Source organism: Streptomyces sp. NPDC022552, from assembly GCF_055561875.1.
On the sequence record NZ_JBVHGJ010000002.1, the window covers coordinates 262,481 to 280,194 of the forward strand.

The window sequence follows — 17,714 nt, forward strand, 5'->3', positions numbered from 1 at the left end:
GTCGGCATCCCAACTGTTTCCCGCACGGAACGCTGATCTCAGCTGCCGGGGGATCGCACTGTGAGGCGCGCGGCGGTGAGGCTTAACCGGTGGTCAGGGCGTCCTCAAGGGGACCTTAAGGATCGCGGGGGAGGGGCTGACCTGGGGTTCTCGTATACCGCCTGACCCTAGTCTGCGGTGCTGTGACCACCGAGGTTCAGGAACCGACCCATCCGGCGCTCGCCGCGTACCTGGAGCAGCGCGAGGGGCGCGTGCGGCCCGGGCCGGCGCCCCGGCGCCTCCCGCCCGTCCCGCGTACCCCGGCGCCGCTGCGCGTCGCCCCCGGTCGGCTGCGGGACGGCATCGTCGCCGGGGCCGGGGGCGTCGCGCTCATGTGGGGGGTCCAGGCGGAGCCCTCCGCCCGGCTCGACGCCTTCTTCGCCGGTGGAGCCCACCTCACCGGGCTGCTCGCCGGCTACGGCGTGCTCGTCATGCTCTTCCTGATGGCCCGTGTCCCCGCCGTCGAGCACGGGGTCGGTGCCGACCGGCTCGCCCGGTGGCACGCGCTCGGCGGACGGTACGTCCTCGGGCTCGTCGGCGCCCACGCGCTCCTCGCGCTCTGCGGGTACGCCGTGCACACCCGTACCGACCTCGTCACCGCCGCGGGCGGCCTGCTCGCCTACCCCGCGCTCGCCGCCGCCACCGCCGGTACCGCGCTCTTCGTCGCCGTCGGGGTGACCTCCGCCCGGGCCGCCCGGCGGCGGCTGCGTCACGAGACCTGGCGGGCGGTCCATCTGCTCAGCCACCTCGCCGCCGCCCTCGGCTTCGTGCACCAGCTCGCGGGCCCCGACCTCACCGGAAGCGTGCTCGCGCTCTGGGGCTGGTCGATGGCCCACGCCACCGTCGCCGTCCTCCTCGTCTGGTACCGGATCGTCGTCCCCGTCCGGCAGGCCCTCCGCCACACCCTCCGGGTGACCGAGGTCCGCGACGAGAGCCCGGACGTCGTCTCGGTGACCATCCGCGGCACCGGCCTGGAGCGGCTGTGCGCCGAACCCGGCCAGTTCTTCCGCTGGCGGTTCCTGTCCCGGCGGCTCTGGCGCACCGCGCTGCCGTTCTCGCTCTCCGCGCCCGTCCGCGACGACACCCTGCGGATCACCGTCAAGGCCCTCGGCGACCACACCCGCCGGATCCGGCGGCTGCGCCCCGGCACCCGCGTCCTGGCCACCGGACCGTTCGGCGCGCTCACCGCCCACCGCCGCACCCGCCGCAAGGTGCTGCTGCTCGCCGGGGGCGTGGGCATCACGCCGATGCGGGCGCTGTTCGAGACCATGCCGGGAGGGCCCGGCGACGTGACGCTGCTCTACCGGGCGTCCGACGCGGAGGGGCTCGTCCTGCGCGAGGAGCTCGAACGGATCGCCCACGCACGCCAGGCCGCGCTCCACTACCTCCTCGGCCCGTCCGACGCCTCCTTCGACCCGCTGGCCCCGCAGGCCCTGCGGGGCCTCGTGCCCGACCTCGCCGCCCACGACGTCTATCTGTGCGGTCCGCCCGCGATGGCCCGCGCGGCCACCGACGCACTCGTCCGGGCCGGGGTCCCCGCCCGCCGCATCCACACCGAGGACTTCAGCCATGACTAAGCACCGCGCCCCGCGCCCCCGCGTCACCGCCCGCCTCACCGGGCACGCCGCTGCCCGGGCGCAGGCCGTCCACCCCACCGACCGCGCCAGACGGCAGGTCGCGGCCGGGCTCCTCGCCGTCGGCGCCCTCGCCGCGACCTTCCTCACCGTCGCCGTCGAACCGGCCGCGCCGCCCGCGCCCGACCGGTCGCCGATCGGCACAACCTCAGACGTAGCTCAACTCTCCAGAGATTGATGGACGGCACACCCATCTGCTCCCTAGGCTCGCGATCATGCCTGACATATCCCTCACGACGATCGTCCTGCTCTGCGTCGCCGCACTCGTCGCCGGCTGGATCGACGCCGTGGTCGGAGGGGGTGGGCTCCTGCTGCTGCCCGCCCTGCTGCTCGGGCTTCCGCACGCCTCGCCCGGGCAGGTCCTCGGTACCAACAAGGCCGTCGCGATCGTCGGCACGACCGGGGCCGCCGTCGCCTTCGTACGCAGAGCCCCGGTCCAGGTGAAGACAGCTGTACGGATCGGGCTGGCGGCCCTCGCGGGGTCGATGGCGGGCGCCTTCTTCGCGGCCGGGATCAGCAGCGACGTGCTGCGCCCCCTGGTGATGGTCGTGCTCGTGGGCGTGGCCGCGTTCGTGATGCTGCGGCCGTCCTTCGGGACGCAGACGGAGGCCAAGGGGCCCGTCGGCCGGGCCCGGGTCGTCACCGCGATCGTGCTCGTCGGCGGCGGGATCGGCTTCTACGACGGGCTGTTCGGGCCGGGGACCGGCACGTTCCTGGTCCTCGCGCTCACCGCCGTACTCCACCTCGACATGGTGACCGCCTCCGCCACGGCCAAGATCGTCAACGTGTGCACCAACGCGGGCGCGCTGGCGATGTTCGCCTACCAGGGCACCGTGCTCTGGCAGCTGGCGGCGGTCATGGCCGTCTTCAACCTGGCAGGCGGGATGATCGGGGCACGGATGGCGCTGAGCAAGGGCGCCGAGTTCGTCCGCCGCGTACTGCTCGTCGTCGTCTTCTCGCTGGTCGCGAAGCTCGCCTTCGACCAGTGGTCCTGAGCGGCGTCCGCGCACGCCGCAAGCGGGGTCAGCGCACGCCGATTAGGTGGCCGAAGGCGACCACGTTGCCCTGGTAGCCGTTCTTCTTGGTGAAGCCGCCACCGCAGGTGATCACACGCAGCTCGGCCCGGTCCGCCTCGCCGTAGACCTTGGCGTCGGGGAACTCCTTGTTCTCGTACACCTCGACCGCGTCGATCGTGAAGACGGCGGTCCGGCCGTCCTGGCGGTCCACCTCGATCCGGTTGCCCTTCTTGAGCGCGCCGAGGGCGTAGAAGACGGCGGGGCCCCGCGCGTTGTCGACATGACCGGCGACGATCGCGGTGCCCTTGGCGCCGGGCGGGGTGCCGCCCTCGTACCATCCGGCCAGGTTGCCGTTCTCCGCCGGCGGCACGTCGAGGGCGCCGTCGGGGGCGAGGCCGAGCCCCATCATGGGCGTGTCCACGTCGATCTCGGGGATGCGCATCCGTACGGGCGCGGAGGGCGGCAGCGGGTCGGCGGCGGCGGTGGTGTGCGCGTTCGGGCCGGCGGCGAAGGCCTGGGCGGCGGACGGGACCGGCGGCGTGACGTTCTCCGAGCCGTTCTGGACGAGCCAGATGCCGACGCACACGGCGACGGCTATGCCCCAGCCCTTGCTCCTGTTGCTCACGTTCTGCCCTCTCGGGGTGGTGCGGGGAAGGGTCCCGGGTGGGGGAGCGGGTCCCGGGTGTGGCCCTGCCCCCGCCGGGCCTCGTGCGGGCGCGCGGCGGGGGCAGGACGTGCGGTACGTCTCAGCCGTCCTGCGCGCCGCTCGCCCGGCGGCGCAGGAGCCACGTACCGCCGACGGCAGCCGCGGCCAGCACCGCCGCGCCCGCCGCGATCTGGGTGGTGTCGGGGCCGACGCTGCCACCGACACCGGTACTCACATGGCCGCTGGGGGCCTTGTGCTTGACTTCGAGCTCGCCGCGAGCCGTCCTGCCGTTGTCGCAGGCGACGCTGATCCAGTACGTACCGGCCTTGGCGTGGTGCGGCACCTTGAACTGGCCGACCACGACCTCCTTGTGCGTGCTCGGGTTCAGCTGGAAGTCGCCCGCGCCGAGGGACTGCGCGTCGCCGACACCGTGGCCGTGCTTGCCGCAGGCGAGCGTGTTGACGGTGACGGTGGTGCCCGGGGTCGCGGAGGACGGGTAGACCTCGAGGGCCTCGGAGTCCCCGGCGAATGCGGGGGCGCCGAGGGCACCGACGGTGGCGACCGTCAACGCGGTACCGGTGAGCAGGCGGGCAGTGGTGCGCATGGGGTCCTCCGGGGCGCGCGAGCGGTCATGCCGGGGAGGCCTCCCGGGAGGGACTTCCCGGGACCTACCTCCTAGGACCGAGATAAGAGCCGCGACGCGCCGCGCGCCTGCTGAGGGAGGGTCAGAATTACGCCGTCCGGTGCGGTGTGACCCCTTGCCCGAACAGTGTTTGAGCAGGTCAGGGCAGGTTACGGGGAGTCAGCGCACGATCCGTGTCGAACGGGTGACACGGACCGGGGCAGGCGCCGGGCCCCGCTCCTGCGGGCCCGCCCCCGCGAGCGGCCCCGAGCCGCTCCTGCCCGCCCCGCCTCGCCTCGCCCCGCCCGCCGGGCAGCGCCGCGCCTCGCTCCTCCGTCGCGACCGTCAGACGATCAGCCCTTCGATCGCCGCCCGGGCCCACTCCTGGGTCGCCACCGTCGTGCCTGCCGCGGCCCCCATCGCGACCGGGGTCAGCGCTCCCCTGAGCGTGGCGAGCACACGACGGAGGCGACCCTGCTCGGGCGGTGTCGGGTGGGTGATCTCCGCGAGGACCTCGCCGGCCGCCGCCTCGGCGTCCTCGCGGTCCTGGTCGGAGAGCCCTGCCTCGGGCAGCTGCCGCAGCAGCTCCGTCACGCGCGCGGCGAGCTCCTCGTAGCCCGCCGCGACCGTGCTGTTGACCTGCAGGTTCTGGGTGACCGTCTCGTTGTTCCAGGAGAGCTGGTTGTGGGTGGCCGGGCCGTTGAACACCGGGCCGTCGTAGCGGTTCACGTGCTGCGGATCACTCATGTGCCGGGACCGTCCTCTGTCGTGTGCCGCTGGATGACGTGGTTGACGTTGTCGTTGTTCCACAGGATGTGGCTGTTGATGACGGGCTTGTTGAAGACCGGTCCGTTGAAGATGTTGACGATCGTCGGCGGCACCTCGACCGGCTCCTCGTTCCGTACGACCGGCAGCGAGGTGTTCAGCGACACCAGGTCGACCCGGCCGTTGTGCCGCACGGCCGCACGCCCCGGCCCGCTCACGGAGGAGTCCACGAGCCGGCCGCCGCACTCGCCGTCGAACGCCGCACCCACGGCCGCGCAGTCCGTGAAGACGCCGCGCGTGACGTCCAGGTAGGCGGAGTCCCTGCCGTACAGACCCAGGGCTCCCGAGCCGGTGACGGCCAGGTCCGTCGCGAAGAGCCGCGCGCTGCCGAAGACGACCGCCCCGCCGCTCGTCACCGCCCGGACACCGCTGTCGGACACACGCAGCGAGGCCTCCTCGCCGACGCCGAGCCCCAGCACTCCGCGTTCCGCCCTGATGCCCTTGAGCGAGACCCGGGCCTGGCCGCCGACGGCGACCGCCGCCAGGGCGAAGTCGTGGAACTCCGAGTCGGCGACCTCGGCCGTGGTGCCTCCGTTGCCCCGTACCTCCAGACCGGACGGGCAGCGGTCCACCCGGACGCGCTCGAACACGGCCGTGGAGTCGTCGTCGAAGACGCGCAGCGCCGAGCCCGTCAGATCCTCGATCCGGATGCCGGTGAAGCGGCCCCTGGCGCCTTCGGTGACGGCGATGCCGACGTTGCCCCCCGACACGCGGCAGTCGTGGACCTCCGGCGCGCCGCCCTTGGTCGAGAACACGGCGACATTGCCCGCGCCGAGGACCTGACAGTCCTCGAACCTGCCCCGGCCCGAGGTCTGGACGTTGATGCCGGTGTCACGGCACGCGGTGAGCACACAGCCGCGCACCACCGGGTCCGCGCCGCTCGCCGCACCGATCCCGTGCCGTGCGTCGGTGACGCGGGTGCGGTCCACGGAGCCCCGGGACTGCTCGATGAACATGATCCCCTCCGCGTCCACGGCGGTGATCGTGCAGTCGGCCACGGTGAGTTCGGCCCGGGTGTCCGCCATCAGCGCCGCGTTCCCGGTGCCGGTCAGCTCGCACCCGGTGACCGCGCCGTACGCGTCGCAGACCCGCACCCCGTGGATCCGGCTGCCCTCGATCCGGCTGCCACGGACGGAGACCCGGGCACCCTCGATCACGGCGATCGCGTTGTCGGCGGCGTCCGTGAACCGGCACCGCTCGACCAGCCCGGAGGAGCCGCTGAAGAGGGTGCGGCCGTGCAGGACCGTGCTGTCCCGCAGGGTGACGGAGGTGTGCGGCCGCGCGTGCACGGCGACGCCGCCCCGTACGCGGACCTCCGTGTGGTCGAGGGTGAGCGTTCCCCACTGGCAGGCGACGGCGTCGGCCTGCGTGTCGCCGCCGGTCAGCACGAGGCCTTCGACACCGACCGACCCGGAGCTCTCGAGCACGGGCCCGTGCGGCCGGCTCACCACGACGGAACCCGCCCCTTCGAGCGCGACCAGCCGGACCTCGCCCCGGACGAGCAGCATCTCGTCGTAGTGGCCGGGTGCGATCTCGATCCGCGCGGCCCGGCCACGGGCGGCCGCGGCGCGCAGGGCGGAGGTGATGTCGGGGTAGCCGCGACGGCCGCCCCGCGGCGAGACGACGTACCTCGCGACCATCTCCGGACCCCCATGTCACCCACCTGCACCATCGATGCTACCCGGCGCGCGGCGCCGAACAACTGGTGGAGCAGGTCGTGTTGAGCATGAAATACCCTTCCCGAGGGGCCGCTCCGCAGTCGTTCCGCAGGGTCTCCCCCCACGCTCCTACAGCCGCTCCCACGCCACCGACTCGTACGCCTCGTACACCCGCCCCATCAGCTCCTCGTCCACCGCGAACCCGAGGGCGTCGACCCCGCCCACCGGCGAGATGCCGCGCGAGTTCGTGACGAACGCCGCCCGCATGCCGGGGAGATCGGCCATCGTCACCCGGCGTCGCACCGACCCCAGGCGCTGTTCGAGGAGCGCCATCGTGACGCCCGTGAGGCAGGGCGCCGCGGGCCAGATCACCGATGTGCCGTCCCAGAAGGCGATGTTGGTGACCGCGCCCTCCGCGATCTCGCCGTCCCGAGAGATCAGCAGCGCGTCGTCGTACCCCTCGCGCCGGGCAGCCTCGCCGTAGTACGACTGGCCGAATCCGCCCAGGTGCTTGATGTGGGGAGCGGGGCGCCAGTACTCGACGGACTTCAGGCGCTGCGGGGTCCGGGGCGCGGCGGCCGGGGCGCGGACGATGGTCACGAGGCGGACGCCCTCGTAGACGTACACCCGCGCGGTCGCGTCCGTCAGACCCGCCGTCCTGAGCGCGCCGGCCAGGAGCCGCCTGACGTGCTCTCCGTCGATGCCCTGCCCGAAGAGCTCGCGGGTGGCGCGGTCGAGACGGTCGACGTGCAGGCCGAAACCGCGTACCCGACCGTCCCTCACCTGCATCGCGGTGAAGTGGCCGAAGCCGCTCAACAGGGTGGCGAGGAGCGCGGGATCGGCCGCCGGGACGCCGTCGATCTCGATGTGCGGAAGGGGTGTCGTCATGGCTCTCACCGTAAGCCGACGCGGTGCGGAACATCGGCGCTTGACCTCAAGCAAACTTGAGGTATCAGGATCCTCGGCATGGACATCACCCACGCGGACTCCACGCCGCTCACGCTCGCCGTCGTCGTCGCCAGCAACCGCGAGGGCCGGTTCGCGCCCGTCATCACCGACTGGTTCCGCACCCGCGTCGCCGCACGCGCCGACTTCACCCTCGAGGTCGTCGACCTCGCCGAGGTCGACCTGCCCACCGCGCTCTCCCACCACCCCGACGCCACCGCGCGCGCCGAACTCGCCAAGGTCTCCCCGGTCCTCGCCGCCGCCGACGCGTTCGTCGTCCTCACCCCCGAGTACAACCACTCCTTCCCCGCCCCGCTCAAGTCCCTCATCGACTGGCACTACACCGAGTGGCAGGCGAAGCCCGTCGGCTTCGTCTCGTACGGCGGGATCTCCGGTGGCCTGCGCGCCGTCGAGCAACTGCGCCAGGTCTTTGCCGAGATGCACGCCGTGACCGTCCGCGACACGGTCTCCTTCCACAACGCACACGGCCACTTCGACGAGGACGGAAGCCACAAGGACCCCACCGGACCGGACGCCGCCGCCAAGACGATGCTCGACCAGCTCGCCTGGTGGGCGCACGCCCTGCGGGACGCCAAGTCGGTCCGCCCCTACGGCGCCTGAGGGGGAGTCCCACCCATGCTGCTCAAACTCGTCGCCGGCCGGCTCCGGCCCTACCGGCGCACCCTGGCCCTCGTCGTCGTCCTCCAGCTCGTCCAGTCCCTCGCCTCCCTCACCCTTCCCACCCTCAACGCCGACGTCATCGACAACGGCGTGCTGCGCGGCGACACCGCCCATGTCCTCACCGGCGGCGCTCTGATGGCCGCCGTCACCCTCCTCCAGGCGGCCGCCGCGGCCGCCGCCGTCTACTACGGCGCCAAGATCGCCATGGGTGTCGCCCGCGATCTGCGCGCCACCGCCTTCCGACGCGTCCAGGACTTCTCCGCCCGGGAGATGAGCCGCTTCGGCACCGCCTCCCTCATCACCCGCACCACCAACGACGTCCAACAGGTGCAGACGTTCGCCGTCCTCGTCCTGACCATGCTCGTGGCGGCGCCCCTGATGTGCGTCGGCGGCATCGTCATGGCCCTGGACCAGGACGTCCCGCTCGCGCTGCTGCTCCTGCTCTTCGTCCCGCTCATGGCGGGCGCCGTCGGCACCGTCGTCCTGCGCATGCGGCCGCTCTTCCGCGGGATGCAGGAACGCGTCGACGGGGTCAACCGGGTGATGCGCGAGCAGATCACCGGCATCCGGGTCGTCCGCGCCTTCGTCCGCGACCGTCACGAGCAGCGGCGGTTCGCCGCCGCCAACGGCGAACTGCGGTCGGTCGGACTGCGGGTGGGCCGGCTCCAGGCCCTGACGTTCCCGATCGTGCTGATCGTCTGGGAGCTCTCGACCGTCGCCATCATCTGGGCGGGCGCCCACCGGATCGAGTCCGGCGCCCTGCAGGCCGGTTCGCTGATCGCGTTCCTCGGCTATCTGCTCCAGATCATGATGTCGGTGATGATGGTCCTCTTCCTGCTGATGCACATGCCCCGCGCCGAGGTCAGCGCCGAACGCATCCAGGAGATCCTCGCCACCGAACCCTCCGTCTCCGCCCCCGCCGCACCCGTCCACGCGCTGCGAGGCCCGGGACGGCTCGACATCCACGACGCCGACTACAGCTATCCCGGGGCCGAGGAACCCGTCCTGCGCTCCGTGAGCCTCAGCGCCCGCCCCGGCACCACCACCGCCGTCATCGGCTCCACCGGCAGCGGCAAGACCACCCTCCTCGGCCTCGTCCCCCGGCTCTTCGACGCCACCGGCGGCCGGATCACCGTCGGCGGCGTCGACGTCCGCGACATGGACCCCGCGCTGCTCGCCCGTACCGTCGGACTCGTTCCGCAGAAGCCCTACCTCTTCTCCGGCACGGTCGCGAGCAATCTGCGGTACGGAGAACCCGAGGCGACCGACGAGGAGCTGTGGCACGCCCTGGAGGTCGCCCAGGCCGCTGACTTCGTGCGGAACCTCCCCGAAGGCCTCGACGCGCCGGTCTCGCAGGGCGGCACCAACCTCTCCGGCGGCCAGCGCCAGCGCCTCGCCATCGCCCGGGTCCTCGTCGCCCGCCCGCGGGTGTACCTCTTCGACGACTCCTTCTCCGCCCTCGACAACCGCACCGACGCGCTGCTGCGAGAAGCCCTCAGGGCGGAGACCGCCGACGCGACCGTCGTCATCGTCGCCCAGCGCGTCTCCACCATCCGCGACGCCGACCGGATCGTCGTCCTCGACCAGGGCCGGGCCGTCGGCAGCGGCACCCACGAGCAGCTCATGCGGGACAACGCCACCTACCGGGAGATCGTCCTCTCCCAGCTCACCGAGGAGGAAGCAGCGTGAGTGCCCCCCAGCGCCGGGGACCGGCCGTCCAGCAGCGCGGCCCCGGCATCAGCACCCCGTCCCTCGAACGCTCCCTGAACTTCCGCTCCTCCGGCCTGCGCCTGCTGCGCACCATGGCCCCCGACCGCCCCCGGTTGCTCGGCGTGCTCACCGCCGCCGCGGCGAGCGTCGCCCTCGCCGTCCTCAGCCCGCTGATCCTCGGCCACGCCACCGACCTCGTCGTCACCGGCGCCGCGAGCCCGGCCGGCGTCGACTTCCGCGCCGTCGGCCAGGCCCTCGCCGCCGCCTTCGCGGCCGTCGCGGGCTCCGCCGCGCTCACCTGGCTCCAGCAGCGGCTCGCCACGACCGTCGTCCAGCGCGCCGGGTACCGGCTGCGCGCCGAGGCCCAGCGCAAGCTGGCCCGGCTGCCGCTCTCGTACGTCGACCGGCAGCCGCGCGGCGAGGTCCTCAGCCGCACCACCAACGACATCGACAACATCACCCAGACCCTCCAACAGGCCTTCAGCCAGATGGTCCGGGCGCTGCTCACGATCGTCGGCGTGCTGGTGATGATGTGCTGGATCTCGCCGCTTCTCGCCCTCGTCGCCCTCGCCACCGTCCCCCTCTCGCTGCTGGTCGCGGCCCGGATCGGCAAGCGGGCCCAGCCCCAGTTCGTGAAGCAGTGGGCGGTCACCGGCCGTCTCAACAGCCATGTCGAGGAGATGATCACCGGGCACGCGGAGGTCGTCGTCTTCGGGCGGCGCGACGCGGCCGTGGCCCGCTTCGACGAGCTCGGCGAGGAACTGTACGCGGCGAGCTTCCGCGCCCAGTTCATCTCCGGCTTCATCCAGCCGGCCCTCACCTTCGTCGGCAACCTCAACTACGTCCTGATCGCGGTCGTCGGCGGGCTGCGGGTGGCGAGCGGAACGCTGAGCGTCGGAGACGTCCAGGCGTTCATCCAGTACTCGTACGAGTTCAGCGGCCCGATCAACCAGGTCGCGGCCATGGCCAACCTGCTGCAGTCCGGAGTCGCCTCCGCCGAGCGGGTCTTCGACCTGCTGGACGTCGAGGAGGAGTCCCCGGCGCCCGAGGACGCGCAGCTGCCGGAGACGGTCACCGGCCGGGTCTCGTTCGAGAAGGTCGCCTTCCGCTACGAGCCGGAGAAGCCGCTCGTCGAGGACCTCTCGCTGACGGTGGAGCCGGGGCAGACGGTCGCGATCGTCGGCCCGACGGGTGCCGGCAAGACGACGCTGGTCAATCTGCTCATGCGGTTCTACGAGGTGACGGGCGGCAGGATCACCCTCGACGGGGTGGACGTGGCGGGCATGGCACGCGAGGACCTCAGGTCCGGGATCGGCATGGTCCTCCAGGACACCTGGCTGTTCGGCGGGACGATCGCCGAGAACATCGCGTACGGAGCGAGCGGCGAGGTCACCCGGGAGCGGATCGTGGAGGCCGCCATGGCCACCCACGCCGACCGGTTCATCCGCACCCTGCCCGACGGGTACGACACTGTCCTCGACGAGGACGGTGCCGGGCTCAGCGCGGGGGAGAAGCAGCTCGTCACGATCGCCCGGGCGTTCCTGTCCGAGCCGCAGATCCTGGTCCTCGACGAGGCGACCAGCTCGGTCGACACCCGGACCGAGGTCCTCATCCAGCGGGCCATGTCCTCGCTCCGGAAGGGCCGTACGTCGTTCGTGATCGCCCACCGACTCTCCACCATCAGGGACGCGGACGTGATCCTCGTGATGGAGAACGGCTCGATCGTCGAACAGGGCACGCACGGGGAACTCCTGGCGGCGGGCGGCGCGTACGCCCGGCTGTACGCGGCCCAGTTCGCCGCGGCGGCCTGAGTACGGTGAGGGGGTGACTCTCGCATGGACCGTCCTCACCACCACCGACAGCGCCGCCAAGGCACAGGATCTCGCGCGCGGGGCGGTGGAGGCCCGCCTCGCCGCCTGCGCGCAGATCTCCGGGCCGGTCACCTCCGTCTACCACTGGCGGAAGGCGATCGAGACCGAGGAGGAGTGGCAGGTGCTCTTCAAGACGACGGCGGCGCGCTACGAGGAGCTGGAGGTCCACCTCCTCGCCGCCCACGACTACGACACCCCGGAGATCGTCGCCACGGCGGTGGTCAGGGCCTCGGCGGCCTACCTGGCGTGGCTGGAGGCCGAGACGACCCCGCCCGTCGCCGAATGACCGAGCTGCCGTTCTTCGTCTACGGCACGCTGCGGCCGGGCGAGTACAACCACGACCGCTTCCTCCGGGGCCGCACGGCCCGGGAGGAGCCGGCCCGGCTCCCGGGAGCGCTCCTGCACGACGGGCCCGGCTACCCCTACGTGGTGCCGGGCGAGGGCCTGGTCGCGGGCGACCTGGTGACGGCGGCGCCCGGGGAGTACGGCGAACTCCTCGCCGTACTGGACCGGGTGGAGCTCCCCGCCGGGTACGAGCGGGCGGAGCGCGAGGTGGTACGGGCCCGGGACGGGGCGGCCGTCCGGGCCTGGGTCTACTTCGCGGCCCCCGGCACCCCGTACGGACCGCTCATCAGGGGCGGGGACTGGCGGGTTCGACCCGGACCGCGCACGTCTTGAACTCGGGCATCCGGGAGACGGGGTCGAGCGCGGGATTGGTGAGGGTGTTGGCGCGGCCCTCGCCGGGCCAGTGGAACGGCATGAAGACCGTGTCCGGCCGGATGGACGTGGTGATCCGCGCGGGCGCGACGGCCCGCCCGCGCCGCGACACGACGGCGACCCGCTCGCCCTCGGCCACGCCGATCCGCTCGGCGAGCCGCGGATGCAGCTCCACGAACGCCCCGGGCGCGGCGGCGTTCAGCTCGTCGACGCGCCGCGTCTGCGCCCCGGACTGGTACTGCGCGACGACCCGCCCGGTGGTCAGCACCACGGGGTACGCGGCATCGGTCTCCTCGGCGGGCCCCCGATGCACCACCGGCACGAACCTCGCCCGCCCGTCGGGCGTGGCGAACCGGTCGAGGAAGAGCCGCGGGCTGCCGGGGTGGGCCGCCGCCCCCTCGGCGGGCTCCGGGCAGGGCCAGAAGACGCCGTCCTCCTCGCGGATGCGGCGGTAGCTGATGCCGGAGTAGTCCGCCGGGCCGCCCGCCGACGCGCGCCGGAGCTCGTCGAAGACCTCCTCGGGATCCGTCGGGAAGCCCTTCTCCCAGCCGAGGAGGGCCGCCAGGCCGTGCAGGACCTCCAGGTCCGTGCGGACCCCGTCCGGCGGGGTGACCGCCCGCTGCCGCAGCAGCACCCGGCCCTCCAGATTGGTCGTGGTCCCCGTCTCCTCCGCCCACTGGGTGACCGGCAGCACCACGTCCGCCAGCTCCGCCGTCTCCGACAGGACCACGTCCGCGACGGCCAGGAAGTCGAGCGAGCGCAGCCGCCCCTCGATGTGCGCGGCGCGCGGCGCCGAGACCACGGGGTTGGAGCCCATCAGGAGCAGCGACTTCACCTCGCCGCCCAGCGCGTCCAGGAGTTCGTACGCGCTGCGCCCGGGCCCCGGCAGCGACGCGGGGTCCACCCCCCAGACCCCCGCCACGTGCGCCCGCGCCGCCGGGTCGTCCAGCTTCCGGTAGCCGGGCAGCTGGTCGGCCTTCTGGCCGTGTTCACGGCCGCCCTGGCCGTTGCCCTGCCCGGTGAGGCATCCGTACCCGCTCAGCGGCCGCCCGGCCCGCCCGGTCGCGAGGCAGAGGTTGATCCACGCGCCGACCGTGTCCGTGCCCTTCGACTGCTGCTCCGGGCCGCGCGCGGTGAGCACCATCCCGCTCTCCGCGTCGCAGAACAGCCGCATCGCGTCCCGCAGGAGCGGCACCGGCACCCCGGTGATCCGCTCGACCAGCTCCGGCCAGTGCGCCATCGCCCCGGCGCGGGCCGCTTCCCACCCCGCCGTACGCTCCCGGACGAACTCCTCGTCCACGCGCCCCTCGGCGACCACGAGATGAAGCAGGCCGAGGGCGAGCGCGAGGTCGGTGCCGGGGCGCGGCGCGAGATGGAGGTCGGCCTGCTCGGCGGTGCGGGTGCGGCGCGGGTCGACGACGATCAGCTTCCCGCCGTTCGCCTTCAGCTCGGTGAGGTAGCGCAGCGCCGGCGGCATGGTCTCGGCCAGGTTGGAGCCGACGAGGATCACACAGCCGGTGCGCGGGACGTCCTCCAGCGGGAACGGCAGCCCCCGGTCGAGCCCGAACGCCCGCTGGTGCGCGGCGGCCGCGGACGACATGCAGAAGCGTCCGTTGTAGTCGATCTGCGAGGTGCCGAGCACGAGCCGGGCGAACTTGCCCAGCGTGTACGCCTTCTCGTTGGTGAGACCGCCGCCGCCGAAGACCCCCACGGCATCGGGTCCGTGGTCGGCGCGGGTCCGGCGCAGTCCGTCGGCGACGGCGGAGAGTGCCTCCTCCCAGGTGGCCGACTTCAGGACCCCCGAGTCAGGGCATCGGACCAGGGGCCCGGTCAGCCTGACCCGGGAGGAGAGTACGGCCGGGGCGGTACGGCCCTTGCCGCACAGCGCGCCCCGGTTGACGGGGAAGTCGGGGCGGTCGACCACCTCCACGGAGCCGTCCGCGGGGCGCAGCCCCATGCCGCACTGGAGGGCGCAGTAGGGGCAGTGCGTGGGGGTGGTGACAGCCTCGGACATGCGGAAAGCGTGCGTCAGCCGTGTTACGGGAGGAGGCAGCCCGCATTACGCCTCCGGTACGTCGGGCTCCGCGGTGGGCCGCGCCGGAGGTGAGGGTCAGCCCGCCGAGGCGAGCGCCTCCGTCACGCCCTCCTCGCGCTCCCCGAGGAAGTGCGGGTCCGGCCGGAGCGTCGCGTCCACGGCCGCCTTGCCCGCGGCGACGAGCTCCCGGACGCCGCCGTAGTAGAAGACGGAGTCGTGCGGTTCGACGACCTTGACGCCGTACGCGTCGATTCCGGCCGCTCCGCAGAGGGCGACGGCCCGCTTGATGTGGAAGTCCTGGGTGACGAGGACGGCACGGTCGACCCCGAAGATCTTCTTGGCGCGGACGCAGGAGTCCCAGGTGTCGAAGCCCGCATAGTCGCTGACGATGTGACGGTCGGGCACCCCGCGCTCGGTGAGGTACGCGCGCATCGCGTCGGGCTCGTCGTACTCGACGCGGCTGTTGTCGCCGGTGACGAGGACGACCTTGACCTTCCCCGCGCGGTAGAGCTCGGCGGCCGTGTCGAGCCGGTGCGCGAGGTACGGCGTCGGCCGCCCCTTCCAGAGGCCGGCGCCGAAGACGACGGCGACGTCCTGCGCGGGGACGTCGGCGGTGGTCCGGAGCCGGCTGTCGGCGACGGCGTGCATCCAGGTGGCGGGCGCGAGGGCGAGGACGGTGCCCAGCATGACGGCCTGGACGGTACGGCGGCGGGCCCGCCGGGTGCGGGGCAGGAGCGAGATCCGGCGGGGCAGCAGCGAAACCCGCTTCAGCCGGGCGGGTACGCGTACGCGTCGCATGGACGAACCTCCGTGGATCTTGCCTGCCCCGTCACCCTGTTCGACGCGAATCGGCGCTGTTCGGTTCGCCGCGGCCGTAGAGAAGGGAGGCGAGGGCGACGCCGAGCAGTGTGCCGAGGAGCTGCGCCCCGACGAAGCCGGGCAGCGAGCCGGGGGCTATCCCGGTGAAGGAGTCGGAGAGGGCGCGGCCGACGGTCGCCGCCGGGTTGGCGAAGGAGCCGGAGGAGGTGAACCAGATCGCCGCCGCGATGTACGCGGCGACGGCGAGCGGCGCGAGCGCGAGGCGGCCGATGCGGCGCAGCCCGAGGACGAGCAGGACGAGCCCCGCGGTGGCGACGGTCTCGCCGAGCAGGAGGTGGTGGTCGGAGCGGACCTGGGTGGACCAGGTGCCGGGCGCCCGCCCGAACATCGTCTCGGCGAGCAGCGCGCCGGCGACCGCGCCGACGAGCTGCGCGGCGCAGTAGGCGGCGACCTCGCGTACGCCCGGGGCCTTCTCCTCGCCCCGGCGGGCCCACCACTCGCAGAGGGTGACGGCGGGGTTGAGGTGACCGCCGGAGAGGGGGCCGAGGAGTGCGATCAGGATGCCGAGGCCGATCGCGGAGGCGAGGGAGTTGGCCAGCAGGCTCACCCCCACGTCCCGGCTGAGGGCCTCGGCGCGGATACCGGAGCCGACGATGACGGTGACGAGGGCGGCGGTTCCCACGAGTTCGGCGGCGGCGCGTCTGGAGAGCCCGGGTGGCGGGGCGGTCGGAATCATTCGCATGGTGGAAAAGATATTCCGCTAGATAAAAGAATGAGGGAGGAAGGGGGAAAGCCGTACGATCCGCAGATGATCACCGAGGCGGCCCTCGACAACGCGGCGTGGTGCGAGGCGATGTGCCGCGCGCACGGCCGCCCCGGAACCTTCGGACCGCGCGCCTGGACCAACGGCCGCCGCACCCCGCTCTACTACCCGGACGCCGTGACGCTGACCGCCGACGCGTCCGTACGGGACGTCCTCGACGGCGTCGACCGCACCGCCCCCGGCGCCTCCGTCAAGGACTCCTTCGCCCGACTCGACCTGTCCGCCGAGGGCTTCCGGCCGCTCTTCGAGGCGCGTTGGATCCACCGGCCCGCCGGACTCCCGATGGAGGCGGCGACGGACAGGACGCGCTGGCGTGCGGTCCGTACCCCGGCGGAGCTCGCCGACTGGGCGACGGCCTGGAGCGGCGGCGACGCCGACGAGGCCGCGCTCTTCCGCGCCGAACTGCTCGCCGACCCCGGGACGACGGTCGTCGCGGGGTACGGGGCGGACGGCCGGATCCTCGGCGGAGCGGTGCTCAGCGAGAGCGGCCGGGTGACCGGCGTCTCCAACCTCTTCACGGCCGGCGGCGCGGACCCCTCGGCGACCTGGTCCGGCTGCCTCGGTCTCGTACGGGACGGGCGCGCCGTCGTCGGTTACGAGTCGGGCGACGACCTGCCGCCCGCGCTCGCCGCCGGCTTCGAGGAGATCGGCCCCCTGCGGGTCTGGCTGGCCACCGACGCCTGACACCTCCGGCGGGCCGTCCGTGAGCCGGTGGAAAACACTCGTGACGCCCACGCAACGGGGAGGCAACGCGGCGCCGTCAGGATCGGTGCATGACGGAGCGGGACAGTACGTTCGACAGCACGGCCGAGCTGCTCGGCACGATCACGACGCGGCTCGGCGAGCGCCTGAGCCAGGTCCGCCCGTACGACGTCCGGCGCGGCCGCCCGACCCTGGTCGCCGTGGGCCACGGCAGCCGCGACCCGCGCGCCGCCGCCACCCTCGCCGACCTGATCGACCGCGTCCGCGAACTCCGCCCCGGCCTCGACGTCCGCCTGGCCCACATCGAACTGAACACCCCGCTCCTGCCGGACGTCCTCGCCGACATCGCGGCGCAGGCCCCGGGGGCCGTTCTCGTCCCGCTCCTCTTCGGACCCGGCCATCACGTCAAGCACGACCTGCCCGGCGCGGCCGCCGCCCTGCCCGACGGCCGGGTCCGGATCGCCGAGCCCCTCGGCGCCCACCCGCTGCTCGTCGAGGCCCTCGCCGACCGGCTCGCCGAGGCGGGCTGGACCTCCGCCGACAGCGTCTCCCACTCCACCGGCGTCGTCCTCGCGGCGGCCGGCTCCCGCGACCCCGAGGGCCTCGCCGCCGTGCGCCGGATCGCCGCCGCGCTGTCCGATCGGCTCGGCGGTGTGCCCGTCCTCCCCGCGTACGCCTCCGCCGCCACCCCCACCGTCCCCGAGGCGGTCCGCCTCCTCGCCGCGCGGGGCCGCCACCGGGTCGCCGTCGCCTCCTGCTTCACCGCCCCCGGCCTCTTCGCCGGCCGCGCCGCCGCCCACGCCCCCTGGATCGCCGCGCCCCCGCTCGGCGACCACCCCGCCCTCGCCCGCCTGATCCTCCACCGCTACGACCAGTCCCTCACCGCCCCCGCGACCGCCTGGCGACAACTCGCCTCCGCCTGAAGGAACCGCGCGGATCCCGCCGCGCCCGTCCGCCGCGCCCGTCCGCCC

At 73.4% G+C, this 17,714-nt stretch carries 18 protein-coding genes; 10 read left to right on the forward strand and 8 right to left on the reverse strand.

The window, feature by feature from the left end:
• The first annotated feature begins 182 nt into the window (after positions 1-182).
• The 3 genes from ACZ3OF_RS06040 to ACZ3OF_RS06050 are packed head-to-tail and all read left to right on the forward strand — an operon-like array spanning position 183 to position 2,668.
• The gene (locus tag ACZ3OF_RS06040) at positions 183-1,616 is read left to right on the forward strand and encodes a ferredoxin reductase family protein (RefSeq protein WP_361680015.1); all 1,434 of its coding nucleotides are present in this window, start codon (positions 183-185) and stop codon (positions 1,614-1,616) included.
• Positions 1,609-1,851, forward strand: coding sequence for a hypothetical protein (locus ACZ3OF_RS06045; RefSeq protein WP_361680018.1), 243 nt, complete (start codon positions 1,609-1,611; stop codon positions 1,849-1,851). The genes ACZ3OF_RS06040 and ACZ3OF_RS06045 overlap by 8 nt, the downstream gene beginning before the upstream one ends.
• A 37-nt stretch (positions 1,852-1,888) precedes the next feature.
• Positions 1,889-2,668, forward strand: coding sequence for a TSUP family transporter (locus ACZ3OF_RS06050; protein WP_467303096.1), 780 nt, complete (start codon positions 1,889-1,891; stop codon positions 2,666-2,668).
• Between the two features lie 28 nt (positions 2,669-2,696).
• On the opposite strand, the gene ACZ3OF_RS06055 is transcribed toward ACZ3OF_RS06050, so the two are convergent.
• The 5 genes from ACZ3OF_RS06055 to ACZ3OF_RS06075 form a co-directional block, all read right to left on the reverse strand.
• A complete protein-coding gene (locus tag ACZ3OF_RS06055; RefSeq protein WP_467303098.1) occupies positions 2,697-3,314 on the reverse strand; it encodes a class F sortase in 618 nt (205 codons plus the stop codon).
• Positions 3,315-3,435: 121 nt separating this feature from the next.
• The gene (locus ACZ3OF_RS06060; protein WP_361680027.1) at positions 3,436-3,939 is read right to left on the reverse strand and encodes a hypothetical protein; all 504 of its coding nucleotides are present in this window, start codon (positions 3,937-3,939) and stop codon (positions 3,436-3,438) included.
• A 363-nt stretch (positions 3,940-4,302) separates the two neighbouring features.
• Entirely contained in the window at positions 4,303-4,704 is a 402-nt protein-coding gene (locus tag ACZ3OF_RS06065; protein WP_467303100.1) for a hypothetical protein, read from the reverse strand.
• Positions 4,701-6,422, reverse strand: coding sequence for a right-handed parallel beta-helix repeat-containing protein (locus tag ACZ3OF_RS06070; RefSeq protein WP_361680033.1), 1,722 nt, complete (start codon positions 6,420-6,422; stop codon positions 4,701-4,703). Before ACZ3OF_RS06070 ends, ACZ3OF_RS06065 begins: the two co-directional genes overlap by 4 nt.
• 147 nt (positions 6,423-6,569) lie before the next feature.
• Complete coding sequence (locus tag ACZ3OF_RS06075) at positions 6,570-7,328, reverse strand: aminotransferase class IV (protein ID WP_361680036.1); 759 nt, start codon at positions 7,326-7,328, stop codon at positions 6,570-6,572.
• A 78-nt stretch (positions 7,329-7,406) separates the two neighbouring features.
• Between ACZ3OF_RS06075 and ACZ3OF_RS06080 the strand changes: the two genes are divergently transcribed.
• Genes ACZ3OF_RS06080 through ACZ3OF_RS06100 form a run of 5 tightly spaced genes read left to right on the forward strand, consistent with a single transcriptional unit; the run spans position 7,407 to position 12,325 of the window.
• The gene (locus ACZ3OF_RS06080) at positions 7,407-8,006 is read left to right on the forward strand and encodes an NADPH-dependent FMN reductase (RefSeq protein WP_467303102.1); all 600 of its coding nucleotides are present in this window, start codon (positions 7,407-7,409) and stop codon (positions 8,004-8,006) included.
• A 15-nt stretch (positions 8,007-8,021) separates the two neighbouring features.
• Positions 8,022-9,755 carry an ABC transporter ATP-binding protein gene (locus ACZ3OF_RS06085; protein WP_467303104.1) on the forward strand — a complete coding sequence of 578 codons (1,734 nt, stop codon included), beginning with the start codon at positions 8,022-8,024 and terminating at the stop codon, positions 9,753-9,755.
• A complete protein-coding gene (locus ACZ3OF_RS06090) occupies positions 9,752-11,587 on the forward strand; it encodes an ABC transporter ATP-binding protein (RefSeq protein WP_467303106.1) in 1,836 nt (611 codons plus the stop codon). The genes ACZ3OF_RS06085 and ACZ3OF_RS06090 overlap by 4 nt, the downstream gene beginning before the upstream one ends.
• A gap of 13 nt (positions 11,588-11,600) precedes the next feature.
• On the forward strand, positions 11,601-11,933 hold the full coding sequence (cutA, locus tag ACZ3OF_RS06095; protein ID WP_467303108.1) for a divalent-cation tolerance protein CutA: 333 nt from the start codon (positions 11,601-11,603) through the stop codon (positions 11,931-11,933).
• Positions 11,930-12,325 carry a gamma-glutamylcyclotransferase family protein gene (locus ACZ3OF_RS06100; protein WP_467303109.1) on the forward strand — a complete coding sequence of 132 codons (396 nt, stop codon included), beginning with the start codon at positions 11,930-11,932 and terminating at the stop codon, positions 12,323-12,325. The genes cutA and ACZ3OF_RS06100 overlap by 4 nt, the downstream gene beginning before the upstream one ends.
• Here ACZ3OF_RS06100 and ACZ3OF_RS06105 read toward each other — a convergent pair.
• From ACZ3OF_RS06105 to ACZ3OF_RS06115, 3 genes are all read right to left on the reverse strand, one after another.
• On the reverse strand, positions 12,279-14,378 hold the full coding sequence (locus tag ACZ3OF_RS06105) for a molybdopterin oxidoreductase family protein (protein ID WP_467303110.1): 2,100 nt from the start codon (positions 14,376-14,378) through the stop codon (positions 12,279-12,281). The genes ACZ3OF_RS06100 and ACZ3OF_RS06105 overlap by 47 nt on opposite strands.
• A gap of 96 nt (positions 14,379-14,474) precedes the next feature.
• Positions 14,475-15,197, reverse strand: coding sequence for a SanA/YdcF family protein (locus ACZ3OF_RS06110; RefSeq protein WP_361680053.1), 723 nt, complete (start codon positions 15,195-15,197; stop codon positions 14,475-14,477).
• 31 nt (positions 15,198-15,228) lie between these two features.
• Entirely contained in the window at positions 15,229-15,960 is a 732-nt protein-coding gene (locus ACZ3OF_RS06115) for an aquaporin (RefSeq protein WP_361680056.1), read from the reverse strand.
• A 66-nt stretch (positions 15,961-16,026) separates the two neighbouring features.
• Between ACZ3OF_RS06115 and ACZ3OF_RS06120 the strand changes: the two genes are divergently transcribed.
• Both ACZ3OF_RS06120 and ACZ3OF_RS06125 read left to right on the forward strand, forming a co-directional pair.
• Positions 16,027-16,725 carry a hypothetical protein gene (locus ACZ3OF_RS06120; protein WP_467303113.1) on the forward strand — a complete coding sequence of 233 codons (699 nt, stop codon included), beginning with the start codon at positions 16,027-16,029 and terminating at the stop codon, positions 16,723-16,725.
• An 89-nt stretch (positions 16,726-16,814) separates the two neighbouring features.
• Entirely contained in the window at positions 16,815-17,666 is an 852-nt protein-coding gene (locus ACZ3OF_RS06125; protein ID WP_467303115.1) for a sirohydrochlorin chelatase, read from the forward strand.
• Positions 17,667-17,714: the final 48 nt, after the last annotated feature.